We start from the raw sequence: 16,304 nt of genomic DNA, 5'->3' as shown, positions 1-16,304 counted from the left end.
CGGCGGTGGCACCCTAAAGATGCGCCATCGCTCTGTGCCTTGGCCGGCGGCTCGCCGACATTCGGGCGTAAAAGAAGCGCTTGGCAGCTTCGGCCAGTCCCAGGTAGGCGACCACCATCACCAGCAGCCAGGCAAAAAAGGCCGCAGGCGGCGGCTCGAAATGAAAGAGGGGACCCAGCGGCGTGAGGGGCAGCAGCAGCGCCACGACCACCACGGTCAGCGAGGCGGCCGTCAGCACCGCGCTGGGGCGACTGGCCCAGGGCCTGCCGCGTGTGCGGATCACGAAGATGACCAGCACCTGGGTCACCAGCGACTCGATGAACCAGCCGGTGTGGAACAGTAATTCGTCCGCATGCAGCACGCGCAGCAAAATCCAGAACGTCAGCAGGTCGAAGGCGGAGCTGACCAGGCCGAACAGCCACATGTAGCGCCGGATGAAGGCCATGTCCAGCGCCCGCGGGCGGCGCAGGTCGCCGGGGTCGACCCTGTCCAGGGGGATAGCCGCCTGCGACAGGTCGTAAAGCACGTTGTTGAGCAGGATTTGCGACGGCAGCATCGGCAGGAAAGGAAGGAACAGCGAGCCGGCAGCCATGCTCAGCATGTTCCCGAAGTTGGAGCTGGTGCCCATCATGATGTACTTCATCACGTTGCCGAAGGTGCGCCGGCCTTCGAGGACGCCTTCGTGCAGCACCGCGAGGTCATGGTCCAGCATCACCATGTCGGCCACTTCCCGCGCCACGTCGGCGGCGGAATCCACCGTGATGCCGACGTCGGCAGAGCGCAGCGGCGGTGCGTCGTTGATGCCGTCGCCCAGGTAGCCGACCACGTGGCCGCGCGCCTTGAGCGCAAGAATGATTCGGTTCTTCTGGGCCGGGTTGACGCGGCAAAAAAGCGTGGTTCGGCCGACGCGCGCGCGCAGCGCCGCCTCGTCCATGTGTGCGATCTCCTGGCCTGTCAAAACGCCCTTGACCGGCAGCTTGAGCAGGCCGCACAGGTGCTGGGCGACCAGCTCGCTGTCGCCGCTGACGATCTTCACGGCCACGCCGCTGCGCGCCAGCGCGGCCAGCGCGGCGCCGGCGCCGGCCTTGGGCGGGTCGATGAAGGCGGCAAAACCGGCGAAGACCAGCTCGCGTTCGTCGCGGACGTCGGCATGTGGATGGTCCTTGGGCACCTCACGCCAGGCGACGCCGAGCACGCGCAGGCCCTCGCGCTCCAGGGCGTGGCAACGCGCGCGCAAGCCCTCACGCGCGGCCTCGTCCAGCGGCGCCAGCGCGCGGCCTTCGTCCCGCTCGCGGCGGTTGCACAGCGCCAGGACGTCCTCGGGCGCCCCCTTGACGACCAGCCAGCGCGTGTCCCCGCGGTCGGCCAGCACCGATACGCGCCGGCGCTCGAAATCAAAAGGCACCTCGTCGATCTTTTGCCATTCAGAGACGTCCACCTTGCGCGCGAGGATGGCCTCATCCAGCGGACTCCTGAGGCCGCTTTCGAAGGCACTGTTGAGGCTGGCCAGCATCAGCACGCGGGGCGCGTCGTGGCCGTCCACGTCCACGCAGCGCTCAAGGCTGATCTTCGCCTCGGTGAGCGTGCCGGTCTTGTCGGTGCACAGCACGTCCATGGCCCCGAGGTTCTGTATGGAAGCCAGGCGCTTGACGATCACGCGGCTCGCCGCCATGCGCATTGCGCCGCGCGACAACGTGACGGAGACGACCATGGGAAGGAGTTCCGGCGTCAGGCCGACCGCGAGTGCGACAGCAAACAGGAAGGAATCGAGCAGCGGCCGGTGCAGCGCCAGGTTGACCAGCATGACGAACAGGACCAGCAGCAGCGTGATCCGCATCAGCAGCACGCCGAAGTGGTGCATGCCGGTTTCGAAGGCGGTGGGCGGCGGGTCGGCCTGGATGCTGTGCGCCACCTCGCCGAGTGCCGTGGCGGGGCCGGTCGCCATGACCTGCATGCGGGCGCTGCCGCTGACCACGGTGCTTCCCATGAAGGCCGCGTTGAGCGCTTGCTGCAGCTCCACGGCGCCGCCATCCAGCGCGCCGGGGCGTTTTTCGACGGGATAGGACTCGCCGGTCAAAAGCCCCTGGTTGACGAAGAAGTCGCGGGCCTCGACGACGCGGCCGTCGGCCGGCACGCGGTCGCCGGCGGACAGCAACACCAGGTCGCCGGGCACCAGCGCCGACACCGGCACCTCCTGCACACGGCCGTCCCGCAGGACGCTGGCGCGCAAGGCCACCGAGTCGCGCAGCGCGTCGGCGGCGCGGCCGGCGCGGTGCTCCTGCACGAAGTCAAGTGTGACGCTCAGCAGCACCATCAGCATGATGATGGCAAAGTTCGCTACGTCGCCGGTGGCGGCGGAAACGGCGCTGGCCGCCAGCAACACGAGGACCAGCGGGTTGCGAAAGCGCGCCAGGAACTGCAGCGCCAGCCATTGTTTTTTGCTCGCCTCGAAGCTATTGGGGCCCAGGCGCGCGAGGGCCTGCTGCGCCTGAAGCTGCGACAGGCCGGGAGTCTCTGACGGCGCCGCCTCCAGCCACCAGGGCCGGGTTGCCCGGGTGGAGGCTGCGGCCCCGTCCATCACCGGGGTGCCGTCAATGGCCGGTGACCAGGCCGGCGGCCGCCTGGTGCCGCCGCTGCCGGCCCAAGGCCAGCAACTGGGCCTCGCTCGGGTGGTCCACGGTCTCCCAGCCGGCGATACACGGCGCCAGGGCAGGGCGATGTTTGTCGACGTAGCGGCGGAAGTCGGCCTGTGCCGTGTGCCCGCCCGTCACCAGGACGGACTCCATGCCATCGAGCGCATCGCAGATATCGCCGAAAAATTCATGCTGGGTGCGCACCTCGCTGCCGTGCTGGGGCGTGGCATGGGAATGCGCGTGAAGCTTGCGCGCCTCGGCCTGTTCGGCGTTGAACTGGATCAGCTGGGCCTGGTGATGGTCCAGCCAGACCACGGCATGAAGAAAGGGCATGGGGGTACTCCTGAAAAAAATGGGCGGAAACAGGCCACCGCTTCAGGCGGCGACTTCGAGCTTGTTGACGATGCTGGTGACGCCCCTGGCGGCGAATGCCGCGCCGGAGGCCGCTTCGCGCTCGGCCAGGGAGTGCACCTTGCCGTGAAGGGTGACGACGCTGCCTTTCACATCGATCTGGATGTGCCGGGCTTCGCGGTCGGCCTGGCGCTCGAGTGCGGCGGAAATCTCGGCCGCGACGTCCCGCGTGCTGACGGTGGGCTTGACGACGATGTTGTTGGACAGGCCGCGCACGCCCACCAGGCCGCGCACGCATTTTTCGGCGGTACTGCGCTGGTAGGCCCAGTCGACGTCGCCGGTGAGGGTGACCCAGCCTTTTTCGACCTCGACCTTGATGCGGTCGGGCGGCAACAGCACGCTCCAGCGCAGCGCGGATGCGGCGACAGAGGCGATTTCGGAGTCGCTGCGGTGATGGGCGGCGATCAGTTTCACGTCCAGCTCGATCGCCAGCCCGCGCACACCGGCCACGCGGCGCACCGCGCGTTCCGCCGCGACTTTTTCGGCGAAGGTGTTCAGGTGCCCTGTGAGCGTCACCACACCGTCATTCACGAGAACACCAATGCCGGCTGAATTGACGGCCGGCTCCCAGGCCAGTTCGGCGGTGACATCGGCCTTGAGCTGCATATCGGTTTTCATGGTTTTTCCCCTTGAATGTGTTCATCATCCGCACAAAGCGGGTATGTCACTGTAGGCAGGCGCGGACGCGCTTGCCTTGACATTCGTCAAGCAGCGGCGTTACGGGCCGGGATACGCTGGACGCCGGATCAAGACACCAGGACGTTGTTATGAAATACAGGATAGGCCCCATCGAAAGACGGCTTCGCATCGCAGCCGGCATCTTGCTGCTGGCGCTCTTGTTCGCGCTCGACGGAAATGCCCGCTGGTGGGGCTTGGTGGGCCTGATTCCGCTGTTGACAGGCTTGTTCAATTTTTGCCCGCTTTACTGGGCTATTGGTTTGGACTGAGCGTCTGTTCCAGCATCCACCTGGCGCCTGATTGCCGCAGGAATGCGCAGCGGAACATAGGCCGTGTTCCCGTCCCGCAGCACCAGCAGCGCAATGCTGGAACCTGGCTCCAGGCGGGATAACGCGCGGTCAAAGTCCGCCACGCTGTCCAGCCTTGATTCGTTGGCGGCGATCAGTACGTCCCCGGCCTGTACGCCTTCGCTGCGCGCCACTCCGGTGGCCCGACGCACCAGCAGGCCGCCATCTATGCCCAGTTGCGCCTGCAAGTCCTTCCCGGACTCGGCCAATGCGAGACCCAGACGAGGGAGATCCCCGACGGCCTGCGCCGCCAATGGGCGCGGCGCGCCGGCGGGTGCCTCCGCCAGCAGGACGGTTGCCGTTTTTCTACGGCCCTCGCGCCATATCTCCAGCGTGCCCGGCGTGCTCGTTCCATGGTCGCTCATCTGCAATGCCAGGCTGCTGAAATCCCGTACCTTGGCGCCGTTGAAGGCGGTGATGATGTCGCCGCGCAGCAGGCCGGCCTGTTCGGCAGGCCCCCCGGGCGTGACCTGCACGACCAGCGCACCCGTGGGGTCGCGCACCCCGAAGGACTGCGCGAGCGCGGCGGTCATGCCCTGCAATCTGGCTCCCAGCCAGGCGCGCCGTATCTGGCCCTGTGACCGCAGGCGCCATGCGATGTCCACCGCCAGGTTGATGGGTACCGAGAATGACACGCCCATGTAGCCACCGCTACCGCTGTAGATCAGCGAGTTCAGGCCGACGATCTCGCCGTCTGCATTGAAGAGCGGGCTGCCTGAACTTCCGGGATTGATGGCCACGTCGGTTTGCAAAAAAGGGGTTTCGCCGCTGCCGGAAAGAGCGCGATTTTTTGCGCTGACAATGCCCGCCGTGACGGAACCCGGAAAACCAAAGGGCGAACCGATCGCAGCGACCCAGTCGCCGACGGCGAGTTTGGAGGAGTCGCCTATCGGTGCGGGTGACAGTCCGGTGGCATCGATTTTGAGCAGGGCCACGTCCGTGATGCGATCCAGCCCGACAAGCCTCGCGGCAAAATGCCGGCCGTCCTGCAGCCGCACCTGGGCCTCTTCCGCGTCCCAGAGCACGTGCGCGCTGCTGACGATGTAGCCATCAGCCGTGAGCACAAAACCCGAGGCCAGGTCACGCGCTTCGCCGCGTGCAAGACCGATGGGCTGCGGCCTTGCCAGCTGGTCGCCAAAACTGTCCAGAGGGGCAAATTCGGGTTCCGGGTCGCCGCTGCCGCTGGGCACCCATGCGTTGATGGTGCTGATTTCCACGACTCCGGCGCCGCGGCTGGCTACGATGGCGCCTGCCGATAGAGAGGCTCTACGGGGCAGCGGGTCGGAATGCGCCCCCTCCGAAGCCAAGGCGGCGCACGCCACCAAGCCGGCAAGTAGAAGGCTGTGAGGTTTCATGCGGCCATTGAACATGGCGCCGGCATCAGGCCACTTGAGCCACCTCAAGTTCGCCTCAATAAGAAAGCAGAACTGTCCCGATTTATGCGGCCGTGCTACCTTGGGGGCTGAACTCAGTGCCGGCGCGGCCCGCCAGCATCTCCTCGATCCCGGCGAGCGAGCCTATCAACGCCTTCTTGCCGGTCTTCTGGACGAAGCCGGTGGCGGCTTGCACCTTGGGCCCCATGGAACCCCCTGGGAAGCTATGGCCCAGCAGTTCCTTTGGCGTGACTTTTCCCAAGGCGCGTTGCGACGCTGTTCCCCAGTCCAGGTAAACGGCGTCCACGTCGGTGGCAATCACCAGGCGGTCGGCGCCCAGTTCCTGCGCGAGCAGGGCGCTGCTCAGGTCCTTGTCGATCACGGCATCAACGCCCTGCAGGGTGCGCCCGTCGGCCGCGCGCACCACCGGGATGCCGCCGCCGCCTGCGGCGATGACCACGGCCTCGTGCTGCAGCAGCCAGCGGACCGGGTCCACGCCCAGCACACGTGTCGGCAGAGGCGAAGCTACGACTCGCCTGAAACCCGCACCGTCTGGCGCGACATGCCAGTGCATGGCTTGCGCAATCCGCTCGGCTTCTTCTTGGGTATAGACGGGCCCTATCGGTTTGGTGGGCTGCCCGAAAGCCGGGTCGGCGGGATCGACTTCCACGCGCGTGAGCAGGGTGGCCACGGAACGGCCGGGCGGAAGGTGGTTGGCGAGTTCCTGCTCCAGCAGGTAGCCGATCATGCCCTCGGTCTGCGCGCCCAGCACGTCGAGCGGGTAGGGCGCCACTGCGGCGTAGGCCGAATTCTGCAGGGCCAGCAGGCCGATCTGCGGCCCGTTGCCGTGCGTCACCACCAGTTCATGGTGCAGCGCGACGCGGGCCAGCTGTGCCGCCACGCCCTGGATGTTTTCCAGCAGATGCTGCGCGCTGAGCGACTGGCCCCGGCGCAGCAAGGCATTGCCGCCCAGCGCGATCACCAGCTTCATGCGAGCGTGGCCACCAGCACGGCCTTGATGGTGTGCATGCGGTTTTCCGCCTGCGTGAACACAATGGACGCGTCGGATTCAAAAACCTCGTCGGTCACCTCGATCTCGCTGAGGCCGTAGCGCTCGTGGATCTGGCGTCCCACTTCAGTGTCCAGGTTGTGGAAGGCCGGCAGGCAATGCATGAAGCAGGTTCGCGGCTTGCCGGTGGCCTTCATCAAGGCGCTGGTGACCTGGAAGGGCAGCAACTGCTCAATCCTGAGCTTCCAGGTTTCATCGGGCTCGCCCATGGAGACCCAGACGTCGGTGTAAAGAAAGTCCGCGCCCTTGACGGCTTCGGCCGGATCGCTGCTGAGGGTGATGCGCGCGCCCGTCGTTTTTGCCAGTTCACGCATTTCAGTGACCAGCGCCGGCGGCGGCATCAGCGCGGCGGGCGCGGCGATGCGCACGTCCATGCCCATCTGCGTGCCGCCCACCAGCAGTGAGCAGCCCATGTTGAAGCGGGCGTCGCCGAGGTAGCAAAAAGACAGCTCGTGCAGCGGCTTTTCGCCGAACTCCTGCATGGTCAGCAGGTCGGCCAGCACCTGGGTGGGGTGGGCCTCATCGGTGAGCCCGTTCCAGACCGGGACATGCGAAAACCGCGCGATCTCTTCGACCACCGTCTGGTGGAAGCCGCGGTACTCGATGCCGTCATAGAGCCGGCCGAGCACGCGGGCCGTGTCCTTCAGGGACTCCTTGTGCCCCAGCTGCGAGCTGACCGGGTCGATGTAGGTCACATGGCCGCCCTGGTCGTGCACCGCGACTTCGAAGGCGCAGCGCGTGCGGGTGGAGGCTTTTTCAAAGATCAGCGCGATGTTTTTCCCCTTAAGGCGCGCCAGTTCATTGCCCGCGTATTTGGAGCGCTTGAGCTCGGCCGCCAGGTCCAGCAGGAAACGGATGTCCCGCGGGGAGAAGTCCTTGAGGTCCAGCAGGCTGCGGTTGTGAAGGTTGAAGCTCATGAGTAACCGTCTTTCGTGGATGCCTCAATGGCGGAAGAGATCAGGCATCGCGCTCAATCGGGCAGGACATGCAGTGGCTGCCGCCGCGGCCGCGCCCCAACTCGCCGCTGGGGATGGTGATGACCTCGACGCCGGCCTTGCGCAGCAGGGTGTTGGTGTAGGTGTTCCGGTTGTAGGCCATGACCACGCCGGGTGACAGCGCCAGCACGTTGTTGCCGTCGTCCCACTGTTCGCGCTCCACCTCGTAGGCATTGCCGCCGGTGGCGACGACTCGGAGCTTCTGCAGCCCAAGGGCCTGCGCGAGGACGTCAAGAAAGGGCCCGTTTTCCGCCCTGACGTCCAACGTGCCGGCTTCATCGCCGGGCCTGAGGCTGAACACGCGTACGGCTTGCACGATTTCCGGGAACACCGTGACCAGGTCGCGGTCGCAAAAAGTCAGCACCGTGTCCAGGTGCATGGCGCCGCGCGACTTGGGCAACTGGGCGGCCAGCACCCGGGTCGCGGCGCCGTGGGTAAAAAGGCTGCGCGCGAGCTGGGTCACGGCTTGCGGCGAGGTCCGCTCGCCCATGCCGACCAGCACCAGCCCATTGCCCAGGGGCATGACATCGCCGCCTTCCAGCGTGGCCTGCGGGTGCGGCTGGCCGGGGTCGCCCCACCATTCGGTGACCTTGCCCGCGAACGCAGGGTGAAAGCGGTAGATGGCCGCCATGAGCAGGCTCTCTCGCCGGCGCGCGGGCCAGTACATGGAGCCCAGCGCCACGCCGTCGCCAATCCAGCAACTGCTGTCGCGTGTGAAGAGCGTGTTGGGCAGGGCGGGAAGCAGCAGGTCCGAGGGGCTTGCGCAGGAGGCCGTGAGGCCGGGCAGCTTGAAAGGCAGGTCCGCCGGCGTCAGCCCGCCGATCAGAAACTCCGCCAGGCGGGCAGGCGGCAGTTCCTGCAGCCAGGGCCTCAGTACACCCGCGGCTTCAAAGTCGGTGCCGGCCAGTTCTCGGTCCAGCAGCTGGTCTCGCGCCAAAGGGTTGCCGACCGTGGCCGTGAGAAGGTCGTGCAGCTCCAGCACTTCCACGCCTTGCTCCGTCATGGCGCTGGTGAACGCATAGTGGTCGTTCCTGGCCTGCGCCACCCACATCACGTCGTCGAACAGCATGTCCCGGCAATTCGCCGGCGTCAGGCGCATGTGCGCCAGGCCCGGCCTGCAGACCAGCACCTTGCGCAACCGGCCCGTTTCTGAATGGACGCCGGCCATCACAGGCTCAACTGGCCGGTAGCCAGCATCCAGCCCGCCACCACTGCGAGCCCGAGCACCGCCGCAAGGATGACCTTCTCGCCTGCGGTAAAGGGCTGCTTGCGGGCTTGCCGTTTGGCGATGAAATACAGGGCCGCACCCGGGGCGTAGAGCAGGGCGCTCAGCAGCAGGTATTTAGCGCCGGCCGCATACAGCAGCCACACGCAGTACACCGAGGCGAGTGCGGCCACCGGCAGGTCCAGCGGTCCGCCAACGCCTTCGGGCGCGCGGCCCGCAGCCTTGCCCTCACCTGGCAGCAGCACCTTCAGGCCGTAAAGCGCGCTGAACAGATAGGGCAGCAAAATCATCGCGGTCGACAGCGAGATCAGCGCCAGATAAGAAGCCTTCGACACCAGCGTGACGACGAGAAAGACCTGCACCATGGCGCTGCTCAGCCATAAGGCGTTGGCCGGCACGCCCTTGGCGCTCTGGCGGCCCAGCCATTCGGGCATCACACCATTGTTGGCCGGCGTAAAGAGGGATTCGGCGGCCAGCAGCGTCCAGGCCAGAAAACCGCCGCCCACGGAAACGATCAGGCCTATGTAGATCAGCACGGCGCCCCAGGTGCCGACGGCTTTTTCAAGGACGCCGGCCATGGAGGGGTTCTTCAGCCCGGCCAGTTCCGGCTGCGTGAAGATGCCCAGGGACAGCAGGGAGACTGCCATGAGAAGAGCCAGACAGATCAGAAACCCTATGACAGTGGCCTTGCCGACGTCCTTGCGTTGCCGCGCGCGCGCCGAGTAGACGCTGGCGCCTTCGATGCCGATGAAGACCCACACCGTCACCAGCATGGTGCTCTTGACCTGGTCGAGCACGGAGCCGAGCTTGGCGCCGCCCCAGAAATCCAGGCTGAAGGTGGGCGCCTGGAAAGCGGCCGCCGCCAGCACGATGAACAGCAACAGGGGAATGACTTTGGCGACCGTGACCACGGCATTGACCCAGGCCGCCGTGTTGATGCCTCGCAGCACCATGGCATGCACGACCCACAGGACGGCTGATGCGCCAGCAATGGCCGCGGGCGTGTTGCCCTCGCCGAAAGCCGGAAAGAAATAGCCGAGCGCACCGAAGGCGGCCACCAGATAACCGACATTGCCTATCCACGCGCTGATCCAGTAACCCCAGGCGGAGTTAAAGCCGACGTACTCGCCCGACAGCGCGCGGGCATAGGCGTAGACGCCGTTGTCCAGCTCGGGTTTGCGCAGGGCCAGTGTCTGGTAGACGCGCGCCAGCACCAGCATGCCCAGGCCGGTGACCAGCCAGCCGATCAGGATGGCGCCTGCGCCGGCACCGGCCGCCATGTTTTGCGGCAGGCCGAAGATGCCGCTGCCGATGATGGAACCCGTCACCAGCGCCACCAGCAACCCGAGACCCAGGCTGCCTTGCGACTGCCGGGTGGTGGGAATTGCCCGCTGTGCCGACGAGGGAGATGGAGTCGTTGACAGTGTGTTCATGGGATTCTTTCAGAATGGTTTTCCGCATTGGCATTCGTGGGGCGAACCGGGGTAATCGGAGCCGTATGCCTACTGGACCAGCAGCACCGGCACGTCGACGTCCGCCACCACGCGCTGGGCGACGCTGCCGAGCAGGGCGCGGCCGAACAGTCCGAGGCCATGGGTGCCCATGACCACCATGTGAACTTTTTCGCGCTTGGCCGCCTGAACGATTTGTGTGGCGGGTGTGCCTGCGACCCAGGAGGCCCGGTAGTGGACACCGTGTTGCTTGAGGAAACGTTCGATCGGATGCAGCACTTTTTCGGCCTCTTCCTTGTGCCAGGCGCGCACGGTGGCGGCGCCCAGCATGGCCTTGGCGCGCGGGCTAACGGCCATTTGCACATTGAGCACGATGAGTTCCGCATCGGGGCCCATCAGGGTTTCATGCGTGACCAGGAAGGCCAGCGCTTTCTTGGTGAACTTGCTGCCGTCAACGGCCAGAAGGACTCTCATGGTGTTCTCCGTAAATGGTGGATTCAGCGCAGGACGAGCACGGGAATGGTGCTGTGCGTGAGCACCTGCTGGGTCTCGCTCCCGAGCAGGATGCGGGAAATGCCCTTGCGGCCGTGCGAGGCCATCACGATGAGGTCGCACTTGTTCTTTTTGGCCGCGGCCAGGATGGAATTGGCGACCAGGTCGGACTTGGTGATCAAGGCCTTGGCCTTGACGCCGGCAGCCTCGGCGGACTTCTGCACCGCGTCGGCGATGGCCTGGCCCCGGTCGGCCCAGTCTTTTTCGATACGCCCGACTTCCTGCGGCGAGACGGTGGCGCCGCCTTCAAAGTAGCTCATGGGATAACGCGGGACGACGTTGAGCACCACGAGGGCGGCCTCCAGGGATGCCGCAAGGCCTATGGCCTCCTTGACCGCTTTTTTGGAGAGCGTCGAGCCGTCGGTGGCAACAAGAATGCGTTTGTACATGATGGTTCTCCTGTGTTGATGTGCCGCAGTCTAGGAGCGGCGCGGCGGTCCTGGATTGATCCATGTCAAGGGTGCGGCACTCTGCCCGGGGGCCCTGCGTGATGCAAACCGGCCTGCGGGCTGGAGCGCGCCGGGCGCGTCGCGGCATATGTGCGGATGCGGGCAAAACCGCATCCATCCGGAAGATGTCCGGGGCGGCTTCAGCGCGCGGCGGAAAGCCCCTGTGCCGGGCAGGACAAGCCGAGGCCGGAGCCCGGTGTGCGCGGATAGTGATAAACCGTGTCATTCAGGTAAGCGGCCACGTCCGAGATGTCCGCCTCATCCCACCGCAGCCCGCTGTTGCCCTGCCACAGGCGAACCTGCGCGTTCAGGCTTTCCCAGTCGCGCGCGCGGCGGTTGTCGCGCCAGTGCATCTCCGAGCTGTGGCAGGCAATGCAATGCGTTGTGTACAGCAACTCCCCGCGGCCGGGTACCGGCGTTGCCTGGGCATGTGCCGCCATGCCGGCGAGTGCCACGGCGGCCGACACAAGGCAGCGGCCCGAAAACCTTGTGGGCGATAGCCATGGCGATGTCATGGTATCCATCAATTCACTGCGGCACCGCTCGTGGGAAGACGGGCCCGCAAGCGTGTTCCTCTACCCGGCTCCGACTCCACGATCAGCGTGCCGCCGCACGCTTCAATCCGGTGTCTCATGCCGATGAGGCCGTGCCCGAAATTCCGGTCGGTATCGGCATTGAAGCCGACGCCGTCGTCCTCCACTTCGACTTGCACGCCATCGTTGGCTTCAAGCAGGGAAATGGAGGAACGGGAGGCGCCTGCGTACTTGCCGATGTTTGTCAGCGCCTCCTCGGCAAGCCTGTAGACGGCGAGCTGTGCGGAAGCGGGCAGGACAACATCGCCCAGGCTGGTCGTCACCTCGATTCCGGATGCCGACGAAAAATCCTGCGCCAGCCGCGCGACGGCTTTGGCCAGCCCTTGGGTCAGAAGCGGCGGCGGCTCCAGGCCGTCGATGATCCGGCGCTTGAGCGCCATGGCCTGATTCAGGATGTCCGTCAGATGGTGGAGATGCGCAGAGGCCGCCGGTGAAATCCTGGTCAACTCCGGCTGTATGCAGGCAATATCAAGCTTGGCAGCCATGAGAAGGCTGCCAAGCGCGTCGTGCAACTCCCGTGCGAGATGCTGGCGCTCCTGGACGCGAACCTGTTCCTGGCAGCTACGGCAGGCGGGGAATCGCGACGAGACCGGATCGGAGAGTCCCCCGGAGGGTTTCATTCGTATTTCGGTGGCCATTTGAGTACTTCCTGGTTGCGTGGCTTACATAAGGCTTCGGCAGGAAACAACGAGGTCAAAGGAGGCTGGCGGGCCGCCGCCCCACCAGGGGCATGGCGTCACTTTGCGCGCCGCATCCGGGGATGTCTGTTCGTCGGCGAACTTATACGGCGGCCCCAAACAGCGCGCCCACACCGGCGGTAACGCCCATGGCCAGCGCGCCCCAGAAGGTCACGCGCCACGCGCCCGGCAGAACTGCCGCGCCGCCCGCCCGCGCGGCCATTGCGCCCAGGGATGCCAAAAATACCAGGGAGGTTCCGGACACCCACCAGATCAGCGTGTCGCCGGGCGCCACCGCGGTGACGACCAGCGGCAGAAAGGCCCCAAACGCAAAGCTGGCCGCCGACGCGAGCGCGGCCTGTAGGGGCCGGGCGGCCATGCTGTCGGAAATGCCCAGCTCGTCACGCGCGTGCGACCCCAGGGCGTCGTGGGCCATGAGCTGCTGCGCGACCTGCCGGGCAAGCGCGTCGTCCAGTCCGCGCGCGACATAAATGGCGGTCAGTTCGCGGTGTTCGGCCGCCGGATCCTTCTCCAGTTCGGCGCGCTCCCGGCTCAGGTCGGCCTTCTCGGTATCGGACTGCGAGTGCACCGACACGTATTCGCCTGCAGCCATGGACATCGCGCCGGCCGCCAGGGCCGCCACGCCCGTCATCAGCACATTGCCGTGTGTCGCGTTGGCCGCGGCAACACCCACGATCAGGCTGGCGGTCGATACGATGCCGTCATTGGCCCCCAGGACGGCGGCGCGAAGCCAGCCGATGCGCGAGGTTCTGTGCCATTCAAGGTGTCTCATGCATCCATCCTTCGTTCCAGGGTCAGGGCCGAATCAACGGCGGCCCGCAAGCATGCGGGTCAGGGTGTTGTCACGCAACAGGTAGTGGTGGTACAGGGCCGCCAATGCATGCAGGCCCACCACGAAATACCCCGCAGTCGCTCCCGCTTCATGGACTTCCTTGATCCAGCCTGCGGCATCCTTGTTGCCGGCTATCAGCGCGGGCAGTTGCAGCCCGAAAAAAGGAATGGGCTGGCCGCGGGCGCTGAGTAGCAGCCACCCGGCCAGGGGCAACCCTATCATCAGCACATAAAGTCCCGCCTGCACCAGCCGGGCCAGGCGGGTTTGCCAAAGCGGCGGCGCGGGGTTGACGGGTGGGGCGCGATGCCGGAGATTGACCGCCAGGCGAAGCCAGGCCAGTGCAAACACAGACAGGCCCAGCATGTAGTGCCAGGTCCTCAGTCCGCTTCGCATGTCGCTGCCCTTGGGGAAAGCGTCGCTGATCTCCATGCAGATGTAGACCGCCGCCAGCAGGACCAGCATGAACCAGTGCAGGCCGATGGAGAGCGGGCCGTAGCGGTTTTCCGGGTGGGGTTTTAAGGTCATCGTGTTCTCCCGCTGTTGTCCAGGTGAGCGTTCATCGCGGGCCCGCGCCACGGTCGTTTGGCGCGCCCACACACCTTGGCCAGGACAAGACAATACCGCACCGCACCAGTCCGGGCTTGATCCATGTCAAGGGCGCGGCACTCCGCGCTGGCTAAGCTGTTGCCATGCAAGCCACTCCCTTCCTGCTTCCCGCCGGCCCGGTGCAGCCCGCCGTGCGCGACGCCGCCGCATGGATCGCGATGGACGAGCCGGCCGAATGGGAAGGTTTCAGCCGGCCGGTGCCGGGGCGCGAGGGCTGGTGGGAGTCATGCCTGGCGCTGGAAGGCATGCACTGTGCGGCCTGCGCGCTCACGGTCGAGGAGGCGCTGCGCAGGCTACCCGGCGTGGACACGGTCGAAGTCAACGGCGTTACCGCCACGGCGCGGCTTCAATGGCAGCCGCAAGCCACGCGGCCGTCCCTCTGGATGGCGGCCTTGCGCCAGGCCGGCTACGGCGCTTTACCGGCGGGCGACCTGCTGCTGGCCGGCAACCGGCTTCGGGCCCAGCGCCTGATGCTGTGGCGCTGGCTGGTGGCCGGCTTCTGCATGATGCAGGTCATGATGTATGCGGCGCCGGCCTACCTGTCGGCGCCCGGCGAGATCACGCCCGACATCCAGGCCTTGCTGGGCTGGGCCTCCTGGGTGCTGACCTTGCCGGTGCTGCTGTTCTCGTGCTGGCCTTTTTTCGCGGCGGCGCTGCGTGACTTGCGCAATGCGCGCATCGGTATGGACGTGCCGGTGGCGCTGGGCGTGCTGATTGCCTTCAGCGCCAGCACGGCCGCGACCTTTGACCCGGCCAGTCCCTGGGGCCTGCATGCCTCGTATGACTCGGTGCCTATGTTTGTGTTTTTCCTGCTGTCGGGCCGGCTGCTGGAGCAGCGCCTGCGCGACCGCACCGCCGGCGCGCTGGAGGCGCTGATGCGGCGGCTGCCGGACAGCGCGGAACGGCAGGAGGCCGACGGCAGCTTCCGCGCGGTGGCCGTGCGCCGTCTCATGCCCGGCGACTTGGTGCGCGTGCTGCCGGGCCAGGCCTTTCCGGCCGATGGGGACGTGGAGGGCGGCGAGAGCCGGGTCGACCAGTCGCTGCTGACCGGTGAATCCAAGCCCTTGCTGCGGCGGGTGGGCGACGGCGTGATTGCCGGCAGCCACAACCTCACAAGTGTCCTGCTGGTGCGCGTTCAGCGGGTCGGGCCACAAACCCGCTATGCCGAAATTGTGGCCCTGATGGAGCAGGCCTCGGTCGAAAAACCCGGCCTGGTGCAACTGGTGGACCGCATCGCCAGCCCTTTTCTCGTGGCCGTGCTGCTGGCCGCTGCCGGCGCGGCCTGGTGGTGGTGGCCTTTTGGCCAGGCGCATGCGATGGCCGTCGCGGTCTCGGTGTTGATCGTGACCTGCCCCTGCGCTTTGTCGCTGGCAACCCCGGCGGCCATGCTGGCGAGCGCGGGCGCCCTGGCGCGGCGCGGCCTGCTGGTGCGCAGGCTGCAGGCGCTGGAGGGCTGCGCCGCCGTGGACACCGTGATCTTCGACAAGACCGGCACGCTGACGGAAGACCGCATGGACGTTGTGATGGCCCATGTGCCCGCCGGCGTGAACCGGGAGGAGGTGTGCGGCATGGCCGGTGCGCTGGCCAGTCACTCGCTGCACCCGGTCTCACGCGCCATTGCCGCGCACTTTCCCGTGGAGGCTTCCGCATCCGGCTGGGTCGCCAGCGAGGTGGAAGAGGTTACGGGCCGGGGTTTGCGTGGCAAGGTCGCGAAGCCGGACGGCAGCGGGGCGCGATATCTTTACCTGGGCTCGGCCTCTTTTTGCCGCGCGCCCGCGGGCCGTGAAGGGCCGGTGCTGCAAGCCCATCTGTCGGACGGTGAGCATTACCTGGCGGGCTTCGAGCTTGACGAGGCGATACGGCCCGACACGGCGCAGGCGGTGGCGGCTTTGCTCAAGCTCGGCATCCGGGTGCAGCTGCTTTCCGGCGATACCGGGCAGGCCGTGGCCCGCCTGGCGCGCCGGGCCGGCATTGAATGGTGCTTCAGCGAATGCACGCCGGAGGCCAAGCTGGAACATCTGCGCGGCCTGCAGCGCGAGGGCCACCGGGTCATGATGGTGGGCGACGGCATGAACGACGGGCCGGTGCTGGCCGCGGCCGACGTGTCCATGGCCATGGGCCAGGCCGTCCCGCTGGCCCAGGCGAAGGCGGATTTCATCATGGCCGGCAACCGGCTTCTCACCGTCGCGGCGCTTGTCGAACAGGCGCGGCGCACCCGCTCGGTGGTGCGCCAGAACCTGCTGTGGGCCGCGATCTACAACGCCGCCTGCGTGCCGCTGGCCATCATGGGCTATATGCCGACCTGGCTGGCCGGCTTCGGCATGGCGGCGAGTTCGCTGCTGGTGGTCGCCAATTCCGCCAGGCTGGCGCGCGCTGTGCCGGAAAACTGACA

At 66.6% G+C, this 16,304-nt stretch carries 16 protein-coding genes; 2 read left to right on the top strand and 14 right to left on the bottom strand.

Annotation, left to right across the window (positions count from 1 at the left end; genetic code table 11):
• Nucleotides 1–13 precede the first annotated feature (13 nt).
• From mgtA to ACSQ27_RS06665, 3 genes are read right to left on the bottom strand one after another with little or no spacing between them, the layout of a single operon-like run.
• On the bottom strand, nucleotides 14–2,578 hold the full coding sequence (gene mgtA / locus ACSQ27_RS06675) for a magnesium-translocating P-type ATPase (protein WP_436154675.1): 2,565 nt from the start codon (nucleotides 2,576–2,578) through the stop codon (nucleotides 14–16).
• Nucleotides 2,579–2,591: 13 nt separating this feature from the next.
• A complete protein-coding gene (locus tag ACSQ27_RS06670; protein WP_436154674.1) occupies nucleotides 2,592–2,966 on the bottom strand; it encodes a hypothetical protein in 375 nt (124 codons plus the stop codon).
• 42 nt (nucleotides 2,967–3,008) lie between these two features.
• The gene (locus ACSQ27_RS06665) at nucleotides 3,009–3,662 is read right to left on the bottom strand and encodes a BON domain-containing protein (RefSeq protein ID WP_436154673.1); all 654 of its coding nucleotides are present in this window, start codon (nucleotides 3,660–3,662) and stop codon (nucleotides 3,009–3,011) included.
• A gap of 149 nt (nucleotides 3,663–3,811) precedes the next feature.
• Between ACSQ27_RS06665 and ACSQ27_RS06660 the strand changes: the two genes are divergently transcribed.
• Nucleotides 3,812–3,991: a YgaP family membrane protein gene (locus ACSQ27_RS06660; protein ID WP_436154672.1), complete on the top strand. Its 180-nt coding sequence runs from the start codon at nucleotides 3,812–3,814 to the stop codon at nucleotides 3,989–3,991.
• Here the strand turns inward: ACSQ27_RS06660 and ACSQ27_RS06655 are convergent.
• The 11 genes from ACSQ27_RS06655 to ACSQ27_RS06605 all read right to left on the bottom strand — a co-directional run bounded on the left by ACSQ27_RS06655 (nucleotide 3,967) and on the right by ACSQ27_RS06605 (nucleotide 13,831).
• Entirely contained in the window at nucleotides 3,967–5,286 is a 1,320-nt protein-coding gene (locus tag ACSQ27_RS06655; RefSeq protein WP_436154671.1) for a trypsin-like peptidase domain-containing protein, read from the bottom strand. The two genes, ACSQ27_RS06660 and ACSQ27_RS06655, sit on opposite strands and share 25 nt — an antisense overlap.
• A gap of 220 nt (nucleotides 5,287–5,506) precedes the next feature.
• The gene (arcC, locus tag ACSQ27_RS06650; protein WP_436154670.1) at nucleotides 5,507–6,433 is read right to left on the bottom strand and encodes a carbamate kinase; all 927 of its coding nucleotides are present in this window, start codon (nucleotides 6,431–6,433) and stop codon (nucleotides 5,507–5,509) included.
• The gene (gene argF, locus ACSQ27_RS06645; RefSeq protein ID WP_436154669.1) at nucleotides 6,430–7,428 is read right to left on the bottom strand and encodes an ornithine carbamoyltransferase; all 999 of its coding nucleotides are present in this window, start codon (nucleotides 7,426–7,428) and stop codon (nucleotides 6,430–6,432) included. Before argF ends, arcC begins: the two co-directional genes overlap by 4 nt.
• Before the next feature lie 40 nt (nucleotides 7,429–7,468).
• Nucleotides 7,469–8,674: an arginine deiminase gene (locus ACSQ27_RS06640; RefSeq protein WP_436154668.1), complete on the bottom strand. Its 1,206-nt coding sequence runs from the start codon at nucleotides 8,672–8,674 to the stop codon at nucleotides 7,469–7,471.
• The gene (gene arcD, locus ACSQ27_RS06635) at nucleotides 8,674–10,164 is read right to left on the bottom strand and encodes an arginine-ornithine antiporter (RefSeq protein ID WP_436154667.1); all 1,491 of its coding nucleotides are present in this window, start codon (nucleotides 10,162–10,164) and stop codon (nucleotides 8,674–8,676) included. Before arcD ends, ACSQ27_RS06640 begins: the two co-directional genes overlap by 1 nt.
• Before the next feature lie 69 nt (nucleotides 10,165–10,233).
• Nucleotides 10,234–10,656 carry a universal stress protein gene (locus ACSQ27_RS06630; RefSeq protein WP_436154666.1) on the bottom strand — a complete coding sequence of 141 codons (423 nt, stop codon included), beginning with the start codon at nucleotides 10,654–10,656 and terminating at the stop codon, nucleotides 10,234–10,236.
• Nucleotides 10,657–10,679: 23 nt separating this feature from the next.
• Nucleotides 10,680–11,123, bottom strand: a complete 444-nt coding sequence (locus ACSQ27_RS06625) for a universal stress protein (protein WP_436154665.1) — start codon at nucleotides 11,121–11,123, stop codon at nucleotides 10,680–10,682.
• A 200-nt stretch (nucleotides 11,124–11,323) separates the two neighbouring features.
• Nucleotides 11,324–11,707, bottom strand: a complete 384-nt coding sequence (locus tag ACSQ27_RS06620) for a cytochrome C (RefSeq protein ID WP_436154664.1) — start codon at nucleotides 11,705–11,707, stop codon at nucleotides 11,324–11,326.
• The gene (locus ACSQ27_RS06615) at nucleotides 11,707–12,414 is read right to left on the bottom strand and encodes a sensor histidine kinase (RefSeq protein ID WP_436154663.1); all 708 of its coding nucleotides are present in this window, start codon (nucleotides 12,412–12,414) and stop codon (nucleotides 11,707–11,709) included. The genes ACSQ27_RS06620 and ACSQ27_RS06615 overlap by 1 nt, the downstream gene beginning before the upstream one ends.
• 142 nt (nucleotides 12,415–12,556) lie before the next feature.
• Nucleotides 12,557–13,246 carry a VIT1/CCC1 transporter family protein gene (locus ACSQ27_RS06610; protein ID WP_436154662.1) on the bottom strand — a complete coding sequence of 230 codons (690 nt, stop codon included), beginning with the start codon at nucleotides 13,244–13,246 and terminating at the stop codon, nucleotides 12,557–12,559.
• A gap of 33 nt (nucleotides 13,247–13,279) precedes the next feature.
• Nucleotides 13,280–13,831 carry a cytochrome b gene (locus ACSQ27_RS06605; protein ID WP_436154661.1) on the bottom strand — a complete coding sequence of 184 codons (552 nt, stop codon included), beginning with the start codon at nucleotides 13,829–13,831 and terminating at the stop codon, nucleotides 13,280–13,282.
• Between the two features lie 164 nt (nucleotides 13,832–13,995).
• Between ACSQ27_RS06605 and ACSQ27_RS06600 the strand changes: the two genes are divergently transcribed.
• Entirely contained in the window at nucleotides 13,996–16,302 is a 2,307-nt protein-coding gene (locus tag ACSQ27_RS06600; RefSeq protein ID WP_436154660.1) for a heavy metal translocating P-type ATPase, read from the top strand.
• Nucleotides 16,303–16,304: the final 2 nt, after the last annotated feature.

The sequence above is a fragment of the Polaromonas sp. LjRoot131 genome (assembly GCF_964252805.1).
In the GTDB taxonomy this organism is placed as follows: Bacteria; Pseudomonadota; Gammaproteobacteria; order Burkholderiales; family Burkholderiaceae_C; genus Polaromonas.
This window is presented reverse-complemented; position numbering and strand designations above follow the sequence as displayed.

Excerpts from the sequence above, each read along its gene's own strand:
- ACSQ27_RS06625 (WP_436154665.1), bottom strand. The coding sequence starts at position 11,123 with ATGTACAAACGCATTCTTGTTGCCACCGACGGCTCGACGCTCTCCAAA.
- ACSQ27_RS06605 (WP_436154661.1), bottom strand. The coding sequence starts at position 13,831 with ATGACCTTAAAACCCCACCCGGAAAACCGCTACGGCCCGCTCTCCATC.
- ACSQ27_RS06615 (WP_436154663.1), bottom strand. The coding sequence starts at position 12,414 with ATGGCCACCGAAATACGAATGAAACCCTCCGGGGGACTCTCCGATCCG.
- arcD (WP_436154667.1), bottom strand. The coding sequence starts at position 10,164 with ATGAACACACTGTCAACGACTCCATCTCCCTCGTCGGCACAGCGGGCA.
- ACSQ27_RS06620 (WP_436154664.1), bottom strand. The coding sequence starts at position 11,707 with ATGGATACCATGACATCGCCATGGCTATCGCCCACAAGGTTTTCGGGC.
- arcC (WP_436154670.1), bottom strand. The coding sequence starts at position 6,433 with ATGAAGCTGGTGATCGCGCTGGGCGGCAATGCCTTGCTGCGCCGGGGC.
- ACSQ27_RS06640 (WP_436154668.1), bottom strand. The coding sequence starts at position 8,674 with ATGGCCGGCGTCCATTCAGAAACGGGCCGGTTGCGCAAGGTGCTGGTC.
- ACSQ27_RS06630 (WP_436154666.1), bottom strand. The coding sequence starts at position 10,656 with ATGAGAGTCCTTCTGGCCGTTGACGGCAGCAAGTTCACCAAGAAAGCG.
- ACSQ27_RS06610 (WP_436154662.1), bottom strand. The coding sequence starts at position 13,246 with ATGAGACACCTTGAATGGCACAGAACCTCGCGCATCGGCTGGCTTCGC.
- ACSQ27_RS06670 (WP_436154674.1), bottom strand. The coding sequence starts at position 2,966 with ATGCCCTTTCTTCATGCCGTGGTCTGGCTGGACCATCACCAGGCCCAG.
- mgtA (WP_436154675.1), bottom strand. The coding sequence starts at position 2,578 with ATGGACGGGGCCGCAGCCTCCACCCGGGCAACCCGGCCCTGGTGGCTG.
- ACSQ27_RS06665 (WP_436154673.1), bottom strand. The coding sequence starts at position 3,662 with ATGAAAACCGATATGCAGCTCAAGGCCGATGTCACCGCCGAACTGGCC.
- argF (WP_436154669.1), bottom strand. The coding sequence starts at position 7,428 with ATGAGCTTCAACCTTCACAACCGCAGCCTGCTGGACCTCAAGGACTTC.
- ACSQ27_RS06660 (WP_436154672.1), top strand. The coding sequence starts at position 3,812 with ATGAAATACAGGATAGGCCCCATCGAAAGACGGCTTCGCATCGCAGCC.
- ACSQ27_RS06600 (WP_436154660.1), top strand. The coding sequence starts at position 13,996 with ATGCAAGCCACTCCCTTCCTGCTTCCCGCCGGCCCGGTGCAGCCCGCC.